Source organism: Arthrobacter sp. 2762, from assembly GCF_040548745.1.
Taxonomy (GTDB): Bacteria; Actinomycetota; Actinomycetes; order Actinomycetales; family Micrococcaceae; genus Arthrobacter.
Map to the genome: position 1 here is coordinate 1 of NZ_JBEPSI010000005.1, position 16,015 is coordinate 16,015.

The window sequence follows — 16,015 nt, forward strand, 5'->3', positions numbered from 1 at the left end:
CGCGGGGACGTGCCCTGGGAATCGTCCTTCCGCGCCCTGGCCGCGATCGGCTACAACGGCCCCATCAGTGTGGAATGGGAAGACGCCGGCATGGATCGCCTGCACGGCGCCCCCGAAGCCCTCGCCGCCCTGAAAAAGTACGACTTCCCGGCGTCGCAGACCTCCTTCGATGCCGCCTTCAGCAGCAAAGACTGATCAATGCGGCTCGCGAACTTTGACTGTTCGCAAAACGGGACATCCCGGTTGAGCACACGCCGGTACGTGAAGTACCTCCACGTACCGGCGTGCGCTCGAAGACAGACTTAAGAACGGCGTCGGGGGCCGTCCCAAACCGACCCCAAAGAGGACCGCATTGCCAGCCGACCTTTACCTACCTTTGGGCCATGACGAATGGTCAGCGCGGTACGAATCACTTGCTCCGCTAGTCATTGGGTCAAGCGCCATAGCCCCACTCACGATGGGGGAGCTGACCACCATCGCCTGCCTCGACCCGGGCCCCCTTCTGGCCACAGGGCTCAGCCTCGACTACACGGCACTTGGCGGATCGGCAGAGCTCCGTCAACGAATCGCCGCCATCATGCCTGGCGTCATCCCTGATAACGTCACCGTCACTGTTGGAGCCGGCGAAGCGCTGGCCATGGTCGCCGAAGCGGCCTGCCTTCCTGGCGCCCACGTTGTGATCGAAACTCCGGCTCCCCGAAGTGCCCTTATGGCAGCACAAAAAATAGGCACGTCCATCACCTTGCTCCAGGGCCCGATCACTTGGGAATTGGTCGTTGGCAGCTTACGACCAACCACAAGGGCCGTTTTCCTGAGTTCCCCGCACAGCCCGACCGGTCAAGTACTGTGTGCTGACGCCCTGACCCGGATCGCAGCGGAGCTAGCTGTGGTCGACGCGCTCCTTGTTGTTGATGAGAGCTATCGAGGACTGCCCCTGGGAATGTCACAGGTCCCTCCAGCCGTTGCCGCCCTCGTCCCCAACGGAGTATCTATCGGTAGCCTCTCCAAGGTATATGGCCTTCCTGGGCTGCGCCTCGGGTGGGTAGCAGGCCCTGCCTTGTTGATCGATGACGTGAAATCCATGCAGCGGTGGACTTCGCGGTCTCCGGCAGCCACCAGCGAAGTGATCGCCACGATCGCGCTGGACAACAGCGAGGCTCTTCTCTCCCGCGCCAGATCATTCGTATACGACAGCTACGCCGAACTGGCCGCCATCTGCGACAGGTCGCCGCTAATGCAGCTGACGGCGCCGGACGGAGGGACTACCGCCTTCCCGGAGATTGATGTTGCTGATGTGGATGCATGGTGTGGACGGGTCGCAGAGCAGTACGGGGTCCTGTTAGCGCCAGGCAGCGCATGCTTCGGAATCCCTGGCCGTATCCGCATAAATTTGGGCTTACGGCCGGAGGCGAGGGCAAAGGCCTTTCCCGTGCTCGCTCAAGCCCTCAGGGGAACCCCAACGTTCCGGCATTAGGAGCCGCTGTGGTTTGATCTGCGAGGAGACTGCTTCCAGGAACGCAGAGCTGGTATGAATCCGGTACATGCAAAGCCCGGAATTTCGGCGTGACGATGTTAGCCTTGATGCATGGATGGGACGACGGAGAAGGACCTGACTGACGAGCTTGCAGTCGCTGGAGCCATGACGGCCGTGGACTCAGCGATCGTCACCGACGTAGCGAAGAGAGTCGACGTCTCAGACCGCCGCGATCTGCGCCGACGTCTGGCCGATGGCCTCGAAGAGTGGCTCTTGAAACATCGCGCGGGTCATCAACTGCTTCCCTCTGCGCGGCACTTCTCGGACGCATGGGGCGTTCATCGGGCCACCGTTCAGGGGGCCTTTGAAATCCTGGTCGACAGGGGAACCCTCACCAGGACCGCCAACGGGCGCTTTGTCGCAAATTTTGCGGCCACAGTTCGAGAAGATGGAGCGGCAGCTCTTGCCGGGCGCCTGAGGGCCGCGGCCGGCATGGCCATCCGCGATGGGCTTTCCGAATCCGCATTCATCGAGTTTGCAAGGCAAATGTTCCGAGCCGCGGCCCTGGGGGACCTACGCGTCGTCTTTGTTGAACCCGAGGTCGAGGTTCCGGGCATGGGTCCTGAGGATCTTGCCCGCCTTCTCGACTATCCCGTTTCCAGTGAACGCCTTGAATCCATCGAGCCTGCCCCACGGACGGTGTTTGTCGCGCTGGCGTCGGATGCCACCAAAGCCCGAGCCAAGATGGCTGGCCGCGCAGACGTCTTTGCCATCGGCCTGACGCTCGAGACCGACCTCCGGCTCGCGGTGGCCGGCCTTCCTGCGGAGACAAGTGTTGCCGTTGTCTCCGAGGACCGGCGGGTTCTGGGGGCCGTAATGGACAAGCTTTCAGAACTGCGATCGGACCTTTCCATCCATAGCTATACGGAAATACCACGGGAGCTCGGAGATACATCGCTGCTGCTCCTGCCCGAGGCGATGGAGGCCGACACCGGCAATCTCCCGACGGCCCGCTACCGGTGTCAAATTTCCCTGGCGGAGCTCACTTTCCTGCGGTCCCGGCTTGCCGGATCGATGGGGCAAGCGGCAACGGCCGCCGACACCGCGAGTGACCACAAGAAGATCGAACTGCCCGCACAATGACCTGAGTGCCGGGGGATCGGGCAAGGGAACCGGCAAAGTCCAGCCGCCAACACAACAATGTTCTGGCCGCCACGTTTGTGACGGCCAGAACATTGTTTGGGGGTCAGGGCCGGGACTTTTTGGCTTTCCGCGGCACCTTACGGGATCAGCGGATGCCCACCCCGGCCCCTGCGGGAGCTGTGCGGCGTTCCAAACTCCGCAATCGGATAAGCTCCACCACCTCCGCAGCCTCTTGGGTTCCTTCGTGGATATCCCGCGGCTCGATGCAGTCCCCGATGCGATAAACCTCCAGCTCGGGATTGATTTCCATCAGGCTCTCGTAAAGCTCAACGTTGGAAACCCTCCCGCCGGTTACGACATCCTGGATGTCATTCCAGGTTTCCGCCACGCCCCGGTGTTGTAGGCGGATGAACCCCTCGCCTATTTCTTCGACAGTGCGTTCCGGATGCAGGTGGACGTTCTCCAGCGCGTCGACCTGGGCCATCAACAAATTGCGTGCGGGTGCGGCCTTGTTGAGCGCGAACCCACCGTCGGGGTCCACGATGTCGATCCTGAGATCGGGCCTTGCCGTGCCAAGGCGTACGGCGAGGAAGCAGCTTTCGGCATCTCCGCCGATGATCACGACGCGGCCGGACCAATCGGTGATGTCACGATCAAAGGCCGAGATGACGTTGAAGACCGGGCGGCCGCCACTGGTCGTCGCGTAGGTGTAACCGCCGCGTGCGCCCGTGGCGACGATGATCGCATCTGTGTCGTGGTCCGCCAGGGTGGCTGCGTCCAGTGTCTGGCCGAGCTTTACGTCGACATGGAGTTTTTCCATCTGCCGGGACAGGTAGCTGACGAAGTAGCCGTAGTCGTGCGCGGCGAGGGCGGCCTGGTTCAGCTGGCCACCAAGTACAGGCCGCGCCTCATAAAGCTCCACGCTGTTTCCTTGGCGCGCCAGGAGCCGTGCGGCTGTCATTCCGGCCGGCCCGCCGCCGATCACTGTCACGTGGCGGGGGCGTTCCGTGATGCGTAGGGCCCGCGTGCGCTCAAACGTCGACTGGGGATTCACAGCGCAATGCGCCACCTTGCGGCTGAAAAATAGATTCAGGCAGGTATGGCAGGCGATGCAGGGGACGATGTCCTCGGCCCGGTCCTGCTCGATCTTGCGTACGAAATGGGGATCCGCGTGGAATGCACGTGTCATGGAAATGAAATCGGCCCGGCCGTCCGCCAGCACGGACTCAGCAAGGTCAGGATCGTTGAGTTTCTGCGTCACGCTGACTGGAACTGTGTCTCCAACCGCCCTCTTCAGCTGTTCGGCGATGGGCACGAAACCACCGTGTCCCCTTTCGGGGCCCTGGAAGATTTCGCTTCCCGTCTCATAAATTCCGGCGGTGATGTCGATCAGGTTGATGCCGGCTTCCACGAGGAGCTTGCAGAAGGGGATGGTGTCGGCGGTCGTGAGGCCACCCTCCACATATTCCTCCATGGAGATGCGGTAACCGATGGGATAGTCCGGCCCCACGACATTCCTGACAGCTGCGACAACCTCGAGGGCGAATCGGGCCCGGTTCTCTGCCGACCCGCCATACTTGTCAGTCCGCTTGTTGCTCCAGGGAGAGAGGAACTGTTCCAGGAGATAACCGTGTGAACCGTGCAGATGGATCATATCTACGCCCGCCTTGAGGCAGCGCGTTGCGGCTTCTGCGAATGCGCGGACGACGTCGTCGATATCGGCTTGGGTCATTTCCAGAGGAAGCGGCATGGGGTCGAAGAAACTGCACGGTATGGCCGTTGGTGCCAAGGGTTGACGAAGCGTTGCAGTCGATGCAGACTGTCGCCCCGCGAAATAGAGCTCAACCGAAACTACTGCCCCTTCATTGTGGAGCGCGTTGACGAGGCGGGTGAAGCCCGGGATAACGCGATCGTCGTGGCACCCGACCTGGAATGGATTCCCTTGGCCACGAGGGTCAACGTATGTGGACTCGACATTCACCAGGCCGGCGCCGCCCCGGGCACGTTCGACCAAGTAGTCGATGTAGCGCTGGTTCAGGGTGCCATCGCGATTGGCCATGGCCCGTTCCATCGGACCGGTGATGATGCGGTTCTTTGTCCGCATGCGGTTGATTCTGCCCTCGCGTAGCAGGTTTGGGTACGCCATGGTCCTACCTTTCATGGATGGAGATACAAGCGGTCGAATGGCTTCGCCCGCGTCTGCCAGCGGCAAGCGTGCGACCACTTTGACGCTAAAGGCATGTGTACCAGTTATGTTCCAAAGAGGTCAAGAGGTGTCGCCTGATCGCGGCTTGGAAAAAGAAAAAATGAAAATCTCTTGACTCTCGGTACAGTGTTGGTACATTTGCTGCAGGTCGCCCGGCAACGGGCGAAACCACCAGCCCGGGCCTTCTTCACCGGGCAGAACACCCCTCTAGATGGCTGCTCCCTTGGGACGGCCACCAGGAAAGTGAGAAAAGCAAATGAGTAACATTGTCGTTACCGGCGGCTCCGGACGCCTCGGACGCGAGTTCGTCGTACCGGAACTCGCGAAGCACCACTCCATCAAAGTGTTCGACGCCATCGAACCCCCGAACTCAGACTGGGATTTCCACAAGGGCGACATCCTGTCCATCGATGACCTGACCAACGCCTTCGAGGGCGCCGACGCCATAGTGCACCTGGCCGCTATCCCCGTTTACACCGGCCAAGGCGAAGAGGAAAAGATTTGGCGCGTGAATTCCGACGGCACGTTCAACGTCCTCGAAGCTGCGCGTCGGGCCGGCGTCCAGGACATCGTTCTGACCAGCAGCGTATGCGCCTGGGGCCCGATCTTCTGGTCCACCCCGCAGACTCCGGAATACTTCCCGATTGACGAGGAAATATCCAACCGCCCCGACGACATGTACGGGATGAGCAAGATCATCGGCGAAGTCCTCGGATACGGATATAGCCGCCGCTACAAGCAACGCATCGCGTCCCTCCGCCTGGCTACGGTGGGCCTCTTCGACCAGGAGTACTGGATCGACGCCGTTGCCGACATCGACAACCCGGAACACGTCCTCCCGGCCGTGGCCAACCCGGAACTCCCCTCCGCAGGAGACATGACGATGACCGACTTCGTCTACCAGTATGTCGACCCGCGGGACGTTGCGCAGGCATTCCGACTCGCACTGGAGGCTGTGCAGACGGGCCGGATCGGCAACGAAGACGTGCAGTGGGACAACTTCAACATCGGGGCCGGCGATGTCTTCTCGACCCGGGACTCGCTGGACCTCATCAGGAAGTACTACCCGGAGGCACGGGTGAATGAGGACCTGTACCGGGCGGAACCCCAGTACCCCCTCTACGACATCAGCAAGGCGCGCAATCTCCTCGGCTATGACCCCCAGTACACGTGGCGCGACTTCACGCCGCGGCCAGCCACCGCGTCGAAGTAACCAAACAGGAGCATGCAGCTGCCCGGTCTGCCTGCTGATTCGTTCGCATAGGCCTGGATAGATGGCCCATGCAGTGGAATCAGCAGGCACCCGGACAGCTGCGGCAGGGTCAGTCGCTTTCCTGCGCCGCCGCCCCCAAGGCTCCCTCCACCTTTGCCATCCGTTTGCTAGGAGCACACTCAAGATGTCCATTAAGAGCCGAATCAAAGGCGCAGCATTCATGGCGGCCTCCGCCATGACGATCACCATGTTGGCCGGTTGTAGTGCCGGCAGTACGGGGGCCGGTGCAGCAGTAGCCACCGTCGACCCAGCCATCCAGAGCAAAGTCGAAAAATGCCTCACCGACGTAGCCCAAAAGGTCTACAACAAGGGTCCACAAGGCGAGACGGCGACGCCCGCTTCGCAACTGACATTGACGCAGGAGGAAATCGACAAAGTCAGGGCTATGAAGAAGACGGTCGCCATCGCATGGCATGTCTTTGGAAGCGACTATTCCACCGCCCAGGTAGCGGCCCTGAAAGACACGTTTAACAAGCTGGGCATTGAGGTCCTGACCACCACAGATGGCCAGTTCCAGGTAAACAAGCAGACCAACGACATTCAGACGATCCTGGCACGCAAGCCGGACTTCATGGTGTCCCTGCCGGTTGACGCGCCCTCCGAGACGGGCATCTACCAGCAGGCTGCCGCAGCTGGAGTTAAGCTCGTCTTCGCACTCAATGCGCCGCCCGAGATGAAAGCAGGCAAGGACTACCTCACGGTCGTCGGTTCCGACGATTACGGTACCGGCGTGGCCTCGGCATGCCAGCTGGTGAAAGCGGTCAACGGCAAGGGGAAGGTCGGCATTATTTACCACGCCGCCCACTACTACGCAACGCAGCAGCGGCTTGATGCGGTGCACGCAGTGTTGAAGGAATACCCCGACATTCAGGTCGTGGAGGAAAAGGGGAGCCCGGGCCCTGACTTTACCGGTCAAGGTGCCGCCGCCACGAACAGCATGCTGAGCCAGCACCCGGATCTCGACGGAATCTGGGCTGTGTGGGATACCCACGCCGAGGGGGTCATCGCAGCAGCGCGCGAGAGGGGCAAGAACGGTTCGAACTTCGCAATCACCACGATCGACCTCGGTAAGACCGTTGCCGTGAGCACAGCCAGGGACGACATGGTGAAGGGAGTCGGCGGGTCGCAGCCATACAACCAGGGCGTCGCCGAAGCGATGGCCGTTGCCTACTCGTTGCTCGGAAAGGATCTCAACCCCTACTACGCGTGGAACGCACTCCCGGTTGACCGCTCCAACGTGGCGGAACAGTGGAAGCAGATCTACAACGCCGAAGCGCCGAAGGAAATAACCGACGCAGTCAACAAGAAGTAGGAGGTCCGGTCGGGTTTCCGGACGCCTTTGGGGGCGTCCGGACACCCGCCGGAACCTTCGAACCTACCCACACAACAGTTCGCAAAGGGGTGAACACGGGTGCAGGAAACAGAAACCACAGCGACTGCCGGACCGCCGGTGGCGGTGGCCATGCGCGGAATGAAGATGAGCTTCGCCGGCGTGCAGGTCCTGAAGGAAGTCGACTTCGAAGTGACTCGGGGTGAAGTCCACGCTCTTCTGGGCGAAAACGGTGCCGGCAAATCAACATTGATGAAGATCCTTGAGGGCGTTTACACGCCCGACGGCGGAGAAGTCCTTATTAACGGAAAGTCAGTGCCGCTTGAATCCGGCTTGGATGCCAAGGCAAACGGCATCACCATGGTTTTCCAGGAGTTCAGCCTCATTCCCACGTTGACGGTGGCACAAAACATTCTTTTGGGGCGGGAGCCCCGAACCAGTCTGGGATTCATCGATGAACGCATGATGATTTCACAAGCCAGGAAAATCCTTGCCGAACTGAACGTCGATTTGGATCCCCGGTCCGAGATAGGGCCGCTCCCTGCCAGCTACTGGCAGATTACGGAAATTGCGAAGGCACTGTCCCAGGACGCGAACGTCCTCGTCCTGGACGAACCAACCGCATCGTTGACGAAGGATGAAACGGAAACGCTCTTCCAGCGGATCAGGATGCTGCGCGACGCCGGAATGTCAATTGTCTACATCTCGCATCGCATGGCCGAGATCTACGACATCGCCGATCGAATCACCGTGATGCGCAACGGCCACAGGGTCCGGACCGACACTGTCTCCGATTACCCCGTCGGTGAAGTTATTGCTGACATGCTCGGCGAGCAAAAGGCACACGCGCCGCAGCAGCACGGATCCACCGCGCCCGATCCGCTGGTGTCCAGTCCGGCGTCGTCCGTTCAAGCTCCGAAAGGTCCGCGACAGGCCACTCCGCTCCTGCAGATCCGCGACCTGCATTGCGCCAATGGCATCAGTGGTCTTGACCTCGACGTCCGCGCTGGTGAGGTGGTCGGTCTCGCCGGGTTGATGGGCAGCGGGCGCAGCGAGCTGGTGCGCGCCATATTCGGGATCGACAGGATTACAAACGGCACCATACGGGTCCAGGGCCAGGAGGTGACGATCCAGAACCCGCGCGACGCCATCCGGGCGGGCATTGCCCTTGTGCCCGAAGACCGTCGGATGGAGGGCTTGGTCCTGGACCATTCCGTTGAGATGAACTCCGAACTTCCCCTCATAGCGTCGGGGCGCAGGAGTTGGATCAGCAAAAGCGAGACGCTCCGCTCCGCCCAGGCCGTCATCAAGCGCCTGGACGTTCGAACGTCGTCCACCGGGAAAGCCGTAGGGCTGCTTTCCGGCGGTAACCAGCAGAAGATCGTCATCGGCAAATGGCTCCTCACCGAGCCGAAAGTGTTCCTGCTCGACGAGCCCACGGCGGGGATCGACATCGGCGCCAAAAAGGAGATCATGCGGATTCTCCGTCAGTTTGCCGCATCGGGCAAAGCAGTCATTGTGATCTCGTCAGAGCTCGAAGAACTTTTGGAGGTCAGTGACCGCATCCTAGTGCTTCGAAACGGACGCGTGGACGACACGTATCGAGGCCATCAATTCACATCAGAAGAGGCACTCCATCGTGCCATCCAGGGAGTCTGACCATGACAACTATTCTCGAACCGGTCGACCAGTCATCGAAGAATTCGATCAAGCGGATCGTCTCGACCTTCAACTGGCGCCAGAACCTTATTTACGTTGGTTTCGCAGTCATCTTCGTGGTGTTTTCGATCACTCTCAATGACCGTGGTTTCCTTACGTCGGACAACCTGCTCAACATCGTCCGGCAGACCTCAACCATCTCCGTCATGGCAGTCGGCGTCGTATTCGTCATAGCCGCGGCGCAGATCGACCTCTCGGTGGGCGCCACCGCGGGCCTCGCATCCGTCACGACGGCGATGACGATCAACTCTGTGGGATTGGTGCCAGGCATCGTAGCCGGCCTGGCCACGGGCGTTATCGTTGGGCTACTTAATGGCTTCTTCGTCAGTGTCATAGGAGTCCCGTCATTCCTTGCAACACTGGGCATGCTCGGCATTGCCCAGGGTGCGGCGATGTGGATAACCGGCGCGGCGCCCCAGGCCATCAACGACCTCGACTTCACTTTCCTCTTCGGCGACAGCAACATCGGGCCTATTCCCGGGCTGCTCGTGTGGACTTTGGTGATAGTGGTGATCGGGCATTTCGGTCTTCGCCGGACGGGTTTCGGCCGCCAGGTGCTGGCCACCGGCGGCAACAGCAAAGCTGCGGCTTTCAGTGGCGTCCACACCAAGCGCGTGGTCTTTCTTGTCCTGCTCTTGTCCAGCGTCCTCGCGGCACTCGCCGGAATGCTCTACGCGGGGCGGTTCCATACCGGCAGCTACAACACGGGCACCGGTGACGAGCTATCCGTTATCGCCGCGGTGATCCTCGGCGGCACGAGCCTCTTCGGCGGCCGCGCCTCAGTGGTCGGTGCACTTCTTGGGTCACTGATGATCGGCCTTCTGAACAACGGGCTGATCCTCATGGGCCTCGACAGCGCCCAGCAGCAAGTAGCCCGAGGGGCAATCATTATCCTCGCCGTCGCAGTCACCGCCCGCCGTCGGGCTTAGGCGTTCCTCCGCAATCGACTGCCTACCAAACCCATGCACTTAAGGAGTAATCATGAGGCCAACAGTTGTTTTGTTGGGCACGCTGGACACGAAGGGTACCGAGTACGACTATTTCAGGCGGTGCCTGGCCGAAGCGGAAGTCGACGTCATCCTGGTCGACACGGGCATCCACGAGCCGCAGGGTCCCGAACCCGACGTCGACCGCAACGAAGTCTCGCGGCTGGGAGGCTCAAGCATCGCGGAGCTGATCGAGGCAAACGACAGGGCCCATGCACTGGATGTGATGTCGCTCGGCGCTTCGGCCGTCCTGCGGCGCCTGCGTGACGACGGAAAGCTCGACGCCGTGGCAGGTTTGGGCGGCACCGGAGGTTCTACCCTGATCAGCCGCGCGATGCAGACCTTGCCGGTCGGCGTTCCCAAGCTGCTGGTATCCACGGTTGCCTCCGGAGATACATGCCCTTACGTCGGGGACACGGACATTGCCATGATGAATTCGATCGTCGATATCGCAGGCATCAACCGAATATCAAGCAGAATAATCGCCAACGCCGCGGGAGCTGTGGCAGGCATGGCCAAGGTTGTTCCCCCCGAGGATACTGGCCAGCGGCCGGTGGTAGGGGCAACGATGTTCGGGCTCACAACGCCTTGCGTAACGACTGCCAGGCAGTACCTGGAAGAACACGGCTACGAGGTAATCGTTTTCCACGCCACAGGTTCCGGTGGACGGGCCTTGGAGAACCTTGTCGACGCCGGCATGGTCGACGCGATGCTCGACATCACCACCACTGAGCTTGCCGACAACCTTGTTGGGGGCGTCTTCTCGGCGGGCCCGGAGCGCCTGACCGCCGCTGCGCGGGCGGGAATCCCGCAGGTCGTGTCCGTCGGGGCCATCGACATGGTGAACTTCGGGGCGGCCTCAACGGTGCCGCAAAAGTTCGAGAACCGCACCTTCCATCGCCACAACGACACTGTCACGCTCATGCGGACAACAGGCGAGGAGTGCGATCAGCTCGGGCGCGAAATTGCCGTGAAACTGAACGCCGCCAAGGGACCCGTGGCCCTCTACCTGCCGTTGAAGGGCACGTCCGGTATCGCAACGGAAGGCAAGTCGTTCCACGATCCCGCCGCGGATGCCCGGTTGTGGACCGCCATCCAGGAAAACAGCGGTCACGGAATCGAGATCCACGCCCATGACTGTGACATCAACGAACCCGGGTTCGGCCTCGCCATGGCCGCCCGTCTGCACAACATGTACACCGATATCCACAACGAAGCCGACCACGATAGGACAATCACGCCATGACACGACACCCACTAGCCCAGAGACTCCAGGACGAGATCGCAGCCAACCGGGTCATTGTTGGCGCCGGTGCGGGAACCGGGCTCTCAGCCAAGTGCGCGGAGGCCGGCGGAGCCGACCTCATCATCATCTACAACTCCGGTCGTTACCGTATGGCCGGACGTGGGTCCCTGGCAGGGCTTCTTTCCTACGGTGACGCCAACGCAGTGGTGGTCGACATGGCCCGTGAGGTCCTCACTATCGTGAAGGATGTCCCCGTCCTGGCGGGTGTGTGCGGCACTGATCCGTTCCGGAACATGAACGTTTTCCTGCGCGAACTGCAGGGACTGGGGTTCGCAGGCGTCCAGAACTTCCCTACGGTGGGACTCATCGACGGGCACTTCCGGCAGAACCTCGAGGAAACAGGAATGAGCTATGGCCTGGAAGTCGACATGATCCGCCAGGCCAGCAGCCTGGGGCTGCTGACGTCGCCTTACGTCTTCTCCGCCGAGGACGCCCGCGCCATGGCTGAAGCGGGTGCAGACATCCTCGTGGCACACATGGGGCTGACTACCTCGGGGACCATCGGCGCGCGGACCGCAAAAAGCCTCGACGAATGTGTCACGGAGGTCCAGGCCATTGCGGATGCAGGGCACGCGGTAAATCCGGAAGTAATCGTTCTCTGCCACGGCGGGCCAATCGCTGACGCAGACGACGTGGCGTACGTCCTGGACCGTACGAGCGGCGTGGTGGGGTTCTTCGGAGCCTCGAGCGTGGAGCGCCTGCCCACGGAGACGGCAATGACAGAACACATGCGCAAGCTAAAGGCCACCTCATTCGAGCGCAGCGCCGTTTAGGTTCCGGCCGTCCCGCGCTGCGCGGAGGAAGGGACAGCGAAGACGCCAGCCGGGCCGGCAAACCCGGCCGGGGAGAGCAGAGGAGCCGGGCGAATGAATCAGGAACAATGCCAGGCTTGCCGGGCACCGGTCTGGTACGCCCAGCATGAACTCACGAGGAAGACAGTGAGGCTGGACCGGGATCCGAAACCAGGCGGCACCTACGTCGTCGTTAGGGATATGCAGGGGCGTCTGGTGGTGCGGAGCGTCTACGGTCATCCGGCGACCGGGGATGCCCAGCAGTTATTCAGCGCGCATTCCTGCGGCACCGTACAGGGCACGGGCAGCTTCGAGCACTTCGTGGTCCTGCCGGATTGAAACCGGAATCCAAGGAGCCCAATCAAAAGGGGATTGAATTGCAAAGCGACATTCGGCGTCCGTTTGGCCACTCGGCGTGGGCGGCGCCCTACCAATCCGTTGCCCCGCTCGTGCTTGGCTCCAGCGTCGTCGCTCCCTTGGAGCTCGGCGAACTGGCGGCAATCGCCGACTTGGCTGTCACGGACCTGGCCCCGCCGGGATTGCTGTTTGAATACGGTCCACCAGGCGGTTCCTTGGAGCTCCGGGAGCAAATAGCCTCCGCCATGCCGGGGCTTGTCGCGGATAACGTGACCGTCACTGCCGGGGCCGGGGACGCACTGGCGATGGTCGCCGAGCTCCTGTGCCATCCGGACGCTCACGTGATCATCGAAATCCCCACGCATGAGAGTGCCTTGGTGACTGCGCAGAGGAGGGGTTGCGCTGTCTCCCTGCTAAAGGCCCCAGTGACTCCGGAGTCGGTCGGCGAACATGTCCGTTCGTCGACCACTGCGGTGTTCCTGAGTTCCCCGCATAATCCCACCGGCCAAGTCTTGACCGCGGGCATGCTTATGGAGATCGCCACCAAGCTGTCCAGCGTTGGCGCGCTTCTGGTGGTTGACGAGGTCTATCGCGGTTTGCCACTGGGGGTCCAGGAGGTACCGCCGGCTGTTGCCGCTTTGGTGCCCAACGGTGTCTCGATCGGAAGCCTCTCCAAGGTGTATGGTCTTCCGGGACTCCGTTTGGGCTGGGCGGCCGGGCCAATGATGGTTGTTGACGACCTTCGCTCAATCCAGCGCTGGACATCCCGGTCGCCCGCCGTGACCAGCGAGGCGATCGGGAAGGTGGCACTGGACAACAGCGAAGGACTGCTGTCCCGGGCCAAATCATTGGTCTACGACAGTTACGTCGAACTCGCGGCCCTGTGCGACAGGGTGCCCGGAATTCGGCTCACGGTGCCCGACGGCGGCACGACCGTTTTTCCGGAAGTAGACGCTCCTGACGTGGATGCCTGGTGCGGCAGCATAGCGGAAGAGTTTGGCCTCCTTGTGGCGCCGGGGAATGCGTGCTTTGGTGTCCCTGGCCGCGTGCGGATCAACCTCGGTCTGCGTCCGGAAACAAGGGCACAGGCGTTTCCCCTGCTTGCGCAGGCGCTCTCGAAGCTTCATCGAGAGGCTGCCACCAGCCGGTTGGGAGGGCAAGGATGAGCTTGCTAAACGTGCCAGCGAGGGGCGGTCAGTTGCGGCAGGAATAATGGCTCGCGCAGGCGCCAGAACTCAATCAGCCACGCGCGCCACTGCACGGGCCGACGCGACTGTGATGGCCTGCAGCGCGCACTCGAGGACATCGCTGATGGGACCGGTGCCGTTGGCTTTGACCAGGATGCCGCGCTCGGAGTAGCGCGAGACGACCCGTTCGGTTTGCTCGTGGTAGAGCTCGAGTCGGTGCTTGATGACCTGTTCTGTGTCGTCGGTTCGTCCCGATTCGGTTGCACGGGCCAGCAGGCGGGATACGAGCTCGGCGTCGGGGACAACAAGCTGAAGGACGGCGCTGATTCCCAGATCGTCAGCGTTGAGGATGCCATCAAGGTAGTCAACTTGAGCCATTGTCCGCGGGTAACCGTCGAGGAGGAATCCTTGTTCAGCATCCTTTTCGCGCAGGCGGTCCCGGACCATCTCGTTCGTGATGGCGTCAGGCACGAAGTCCCCGCAATCCATGAATGTCTTGGCCTTTTGCCCTAACGGGGTCAGGTTCTTGACATTCTCCCTGAAGATATCGCCGGTGGATATCGCGGGAACTCCCAACTTTTCCGAGATGCGGGCCGCCTGCGTGCCCTTCCCGGAGCCCGGGGCGCCAATAATCAACAATCTCATGTCAGTCGTCCTTAGAAGTGTGTGTGAGGGGATGGCCAGCTGTGTTCTGTTTCGGGACATCCCACTGGTAGCGGGCGAAGACCTCCCGGCTGCCTGACTTTTCGACCATTTCCCGGGGCCATGGCCCCTCGGCTGAAAGCCAAATGATCGAGTTGTCGGGCATCACGGCGTCCACGATGCCGCTTCTGACAAAGTGTCCGGCCTGGCGGATTTCCACATGTTGGCCCAAGAGTCGGCCCCAGTCCGGTTGTGGGTGCAAGTCCACGGGTTGGCTCCTCTTTTCTTCAAGGGCTCTGGCTGCAAGGGCAGCATCAAAAGCGGAGGTGGGGCACCGAAACGTTGCGATAGGTGTGATGATCCGGGTGATCATCCGGTGCCCCACCACCAGTTCAGGGGCTCGACGGCGGCATTAGAGTGAGCGTTGCTCCGGACCGTTGTATGCGCTCAGGGGTCGGATGAGGGAGTTCGAGGCGAACTGTTCCATGATGTGTGCTGTCCAGCCGGTGATGCGGCTGGCGACGAAGATCGGGGTGAACGTCTGGGTGTCGAAGCCCATGAGGTGGTACGTGGGCCCGGCGGGGTAATCGAGGTTGGGCTTGATGGCCTTGGCTTCGTCCATGGCTTGTTCGAGGCCGTTGTAGAGCCCCAGGAGTTCGGGCCGTCCGTAGTGGGCGATCATCTTGTCCAGGGCGGCCTTCATGGTGGGCACACGGGAGTCGCCGTGTTTGTAGACGCGGTGCCCGAAGCCCATGACCTTTTTCTTCTGTGCCAGGGCGTCTTCCATCCATGCCCGGGCCCGTACTGCGGCTTCTTCCATGGATTCTTCGCTGCGGATGCCGATTTCGTCGAAGGTGTGCATGACGGCTTCGTTGGCGCCGCCGTGCAGCGGGCCTTTGAGTGCGCCGATGGCAGCGGTCACGGCTGAATGCAGGTCCGAGAGTGTGGAGGTGACTACGCGGGCTGTGAAGGTGGAGGCGTTGAAGGAGTGCTCTGCGTAAAGGATCATCGAGACGTTGAAGGCCTCAACAACCTCGACTACTGCTTCTTCGCCGAAGGTCATCCACAGGAAGTTTGCCGAGTAGTCCAGGTCTTCCCGCGGTTCCACCACGTCCTGGCCGCGGCGGCGGCGCTGGTCATAGGCGACGACGGCAGGCATGGCAGCCCAGAGGTCGATGGCCTTCTTCATGTTGGCATCGGGGGATGAATCTTCGGCCAGTTCGTGCCGGGCTCCCAGGACGGAAGCTGCTGTACGGCAGACATCCATGGGGTGCGAAGTGGTGGGCAACGTGTCAATAACTGACTTGACGGCAGGATCCAAGGCGCGGCCCGCGCGCTCCACGGCAACGAGCGCCGCGAGTTGTTCGTCGTCGGGCAGTTCGCCGTTCCATAGCAGGTAGGCAACCTCTTCAAAGCTGCACCTGGCGGCCAGTTCCTGGACCGGGTAGCCGCGATAGAGCAGCGAGTTGGTGTCCGGGTTAACCTTCGAGACGGCGGTGTAGTCCACCACGACCCCGGCAAGGCCTTTGCGGATTTCTGATTCAGCCATGTTTGAACTCCTTTGTTCTGTATCGAGTGCGTTATCGGATGCCCGGTACGGC

General features: G+C 61.5%; 15 protein-coding genes. 11 read left to right on the forward strand and 4 right to left on the reverse strand.

Annotated elements, in window-relative coordinates; all coding sequences use genetic code 11:
• From ABIE18_RS10495 to ABIE18_RS10505, 3 genes are all read left to right on the forward strand, one after another.
• On the forward strand, window positions 1-195 hold a 195-nt coding region (locus ABIE18_RS10495; protein ID WP_499722657.1), incomplete at its 5' end, for a sugar phosphate isomerase/epimerase family protein.
• A gap of 262 nt (window positions 196-457) precedes the next feature.
• Window positions 458-1,474 carry an aminotransferase class I/II-fold pyridoxal phosphate-dependent enzyme gene (locus tag ABIE18_RS10500; protein WP_499722658.1) on the forward strand — a complete coding sequence of 339 codons (1,017 nt, stop codon included), beginning with the start codon at window positions 458-460 and terminating at the stop codon, window positions 1,472-1,474.
• 111 nt (window positions 1,475-1,585) lie between these two features.
• The gene (locus ABIE18_RS10505) at window positions 1,586-2,617 is read left to right on the forward strand and encodes a GntR family transcriptional regulator (protein ID WP_499722659.1); all 1,032 of its coding nucleotides are present in this window, start codon (window positions 1,586-1,588) and stop codon (window positions 2,615-2,617) included.
• 145 nt (window positions 2,618-2,762) lie between these two features.
• Here ABIE18_RS10505 and ABIE18_RS10510 read toward each other — a convergent pair whose 3' ends face one another.
• On the reverse strand, window positions 2,763-4,721 hold the full coding sequence (locus ABIE18_RS10510) for an oxidoreductase (RefSeq protein WP_499722660.1): 1,959 nt from the start codon (window positions 4,719-4,721) through the stop codon (window positions 2,763-2,765).
• A 358-nt stretch (window positions 4,722-5,079) separates the two neighbouring features.
• On the opposite strand from ABIE18_RS10510, the gene ABIE18_RS10515 reads away from it, so the two are divergent.
• From ABIE18_RS10515 to ABIE18_RS10550, 8 genes are all read left to right on the forward strand, one after another.
• Window positions 5,080-6,036: an NAD-dependent epimerase/dehydratase family protein gene (locus tag ABIE18_RS10515; protein WP_499722662.1), complete on the forward strand. Its 957-nt coding sequence runs from the start codon at window positions 5,080-5,082 to the stop codon at window positions 6,034-6,036.
• 184 nt (window positions 6,037-6,220) lie between these two features.
• A complete protein-coding gene (locus ABIE18_RS10520; protein ID WP_499722664.1) occupies window positions 6,221-7,408 on the forward strand; it encodes a substrate-binding domain-containing protein in 1,188 nt (395 codons plus the stop codon).
• 99 nt (window positions 7,409-7,507) lie between these two features.
• The gene (locus ABIE18_RS10525) at window positions 7,508-9,085 is read left to right on the forward strand and encodes a sugar ABC transporter ATP-binding protein (RefSeq protein ID WP_499722665.1); all 1,578 of its coding nucleotides are present in this window, start codon (window positions 7,508-7,510) and stop codon (window positions 9,083-9,085) included.
• Window positions 9,086-9,087: 2 nt separating this feature from the next.
• Window positions 9,088-10,074, forward strand: a complete 987-nt coding sequence (locus ABIE18_RS10530) for an ABC transporter permease (protein ID WP_499722667.1) — start codon at window positions 9,088-9,090, stop codon at window positions 10,072-10,074.
• 52 nt (window positions 10,075-10,126) lie between these two features.
• Window positions 10,127-11,377 carry a Tm-1-like ATP-binding domain-containing protein gene (locus tag ABIE18_RS10535; protein WP_499722668.1) on the forward strand — a complete coding sequence of 417 codons (1,251 nt, stop codon included), beginning with the start codon at window positions 10,127-10,129 and terminating at the stop codon, window positions 11,375-11,377.
• Complete coding sequence (locus ABIE18_RS10540; RefSeq protein ID WP_499722669.1) at window positions 11,374-12,210, forward strand: phosphoenolpyruvate hydrolase family protein; 837 nt, start codon at window positions 11,374-11,376, stop codon at window positions 12,208-12,210. Before ABIE18_RS10535 ends, ABIE18_RS10540 begins: the two co-directional genes overlap by 4 nt.
• 93 nt (window positions 12,211-12,303) lie before the next feature.
• Window positions 12,304-12,567, forward strand: coding sequence for a hypothetical protein (locus tag ABIE18_RS10545; protein WP_499722670.1), 264 nt, complete (start codon window positions 12,304-12,306; stop codon window positions 12,565-12,567).
• A 38-nt stretch (window positions 12,568-12,605) separates the two neighbouring features.
• On the forward strand, window positions 12,606-13,751 hold the full coding sequence (locus ABIE18_RS10550; RefSeq protein WP_499722672.1) for a pyridoxal phosphate-dependent aminotransferase: 1,146 nt from the start codon (window positions 12,606-12,608) through the stop codon (window positions 13,749-13,751).
• Between the two features lie 69 nt (window positions 13,752-13,820).
• Here the strand turns inward: ABIE18_RS10550 and ABIE18_RS10555 are convergent, their stop codons facing one another.
• The 3 genes from ABIE18_RS10555 to ABIE18_RS10565 form a co-directional block, all read right to left on the reverse strand.
• Window positions 13,821-14,417, reverse strand: a complete 597-nt coding sequence (locus ABIE18_RS10555) for an adenylate kinase (RefSeq protein WP_499722673.1) — start codon at window positions 14,415-14,417, stop codon at window positions 13,821-13,823.
• 1 nt (window position 14,418) lies between these two features.
• Window positions 14,419-14,682: a hypothetical protein gene (locus ABIE18_RS10560; protein ID WP_499722674.1), complete on the reverse strand. Its 264-nt coding sequence runs from the start codon at window positions 14,680-14,682 to the stop codon at window positions 14,419-14,421.
• A gap of 144 nt (window positions 14,683-14,826) precedes the next feature.
• Entirely contained in the window at window positions 14,827-15,963 is a 1,137-nt protein-coding gene (locus tag ABIE18_RS10565; RefSeq protein WP_499723061.1) for a bifunctional 2-methylcitrate synthase/citrate synthase, read from the reverse strand.
• Window positions 15,964-16,015 lie beyond the last annotated feature (52 nt).

Bases quoted from the DNA above. Each gene is read 5' to 3' on its own strand.
- ABIE18_RS10530 (WP_499722667.1), top strand. From the start codon at position 9,088: ATGACAACTATTCTCGAACCGGTCGACCAGTCATCGAAGAATTCGATC.
- ABIE18_RS10520 (WP_499722664.1), top strand. From the start codon at position 6,221: ATGTCCATTAAGAGCCGAATCAAAGGCGCAGCATTCATGGCGGCCTCC.
- ABIE18_RS10545 (WP_499722670.1), top strand. From the start codon at position 12,304: ATGAATCAGGAACAATGCCAGGCTTGCCGGGCACCGGTCTGGTACGCC.
- ABIE18_RS10505 (WP_499722659.1), top strand. From the start codon at position 1,586: ATGGATGGGACGACGGAGAAGGACCTGACTGACGAGCTTGCAGTCGCT.
- ABIE18_RS10535 (WP_499722668.1), top strand. From the start codon at position 10,127: ATGAGGCCAACAGTTGTTTTGTTGGGCACGCTGGACACGAAGGGTACC.
- ABIE18_RS10500 (WP_499722658.1), top strand. From the start codon at position 458: ATGGGGGAGCTGACCACCATCGCCTGCCTCGACCCGGGCCCCCTTCTG.
- ABIE18_RS10565 (WP_499723061.1), bottom strand. From the start codon at position 15,963: ATGGCTGAATCAGAAATCCGCAAAGGCCTTGCCGGGGTCGTGGTGGAC.
- ABIE18_RS10510 (WP_499722660.1), bottom strand. From the start codon at position 4,721: ATGCGGACAAAGAACCGCATCATCACCGGTCCGATGGAACGGGCCATG.
- ABIE18_RS10540 (WP_499722669.1), top strand. From the start codon at position 11,374: ATGACACGACACCCACTAGCCCAGAGACTCCAGGACGAGATCGCAGCC.
- ABIE18_RS10515 (WP_499722662.1), top strand. From the start codon at position 5,080: ATGAGTAACATTGTCGTTACCGGCGGCTCCGGACGCCTCGGACGCGAG.
- ABIE18_RS10555 (WP_499722673.1), bottom strand. From the start codon at position 14,417: ATGAGATTGTTGATTATTGGCGCCCCGGGCTCCGGGAAGGGCACGCAG.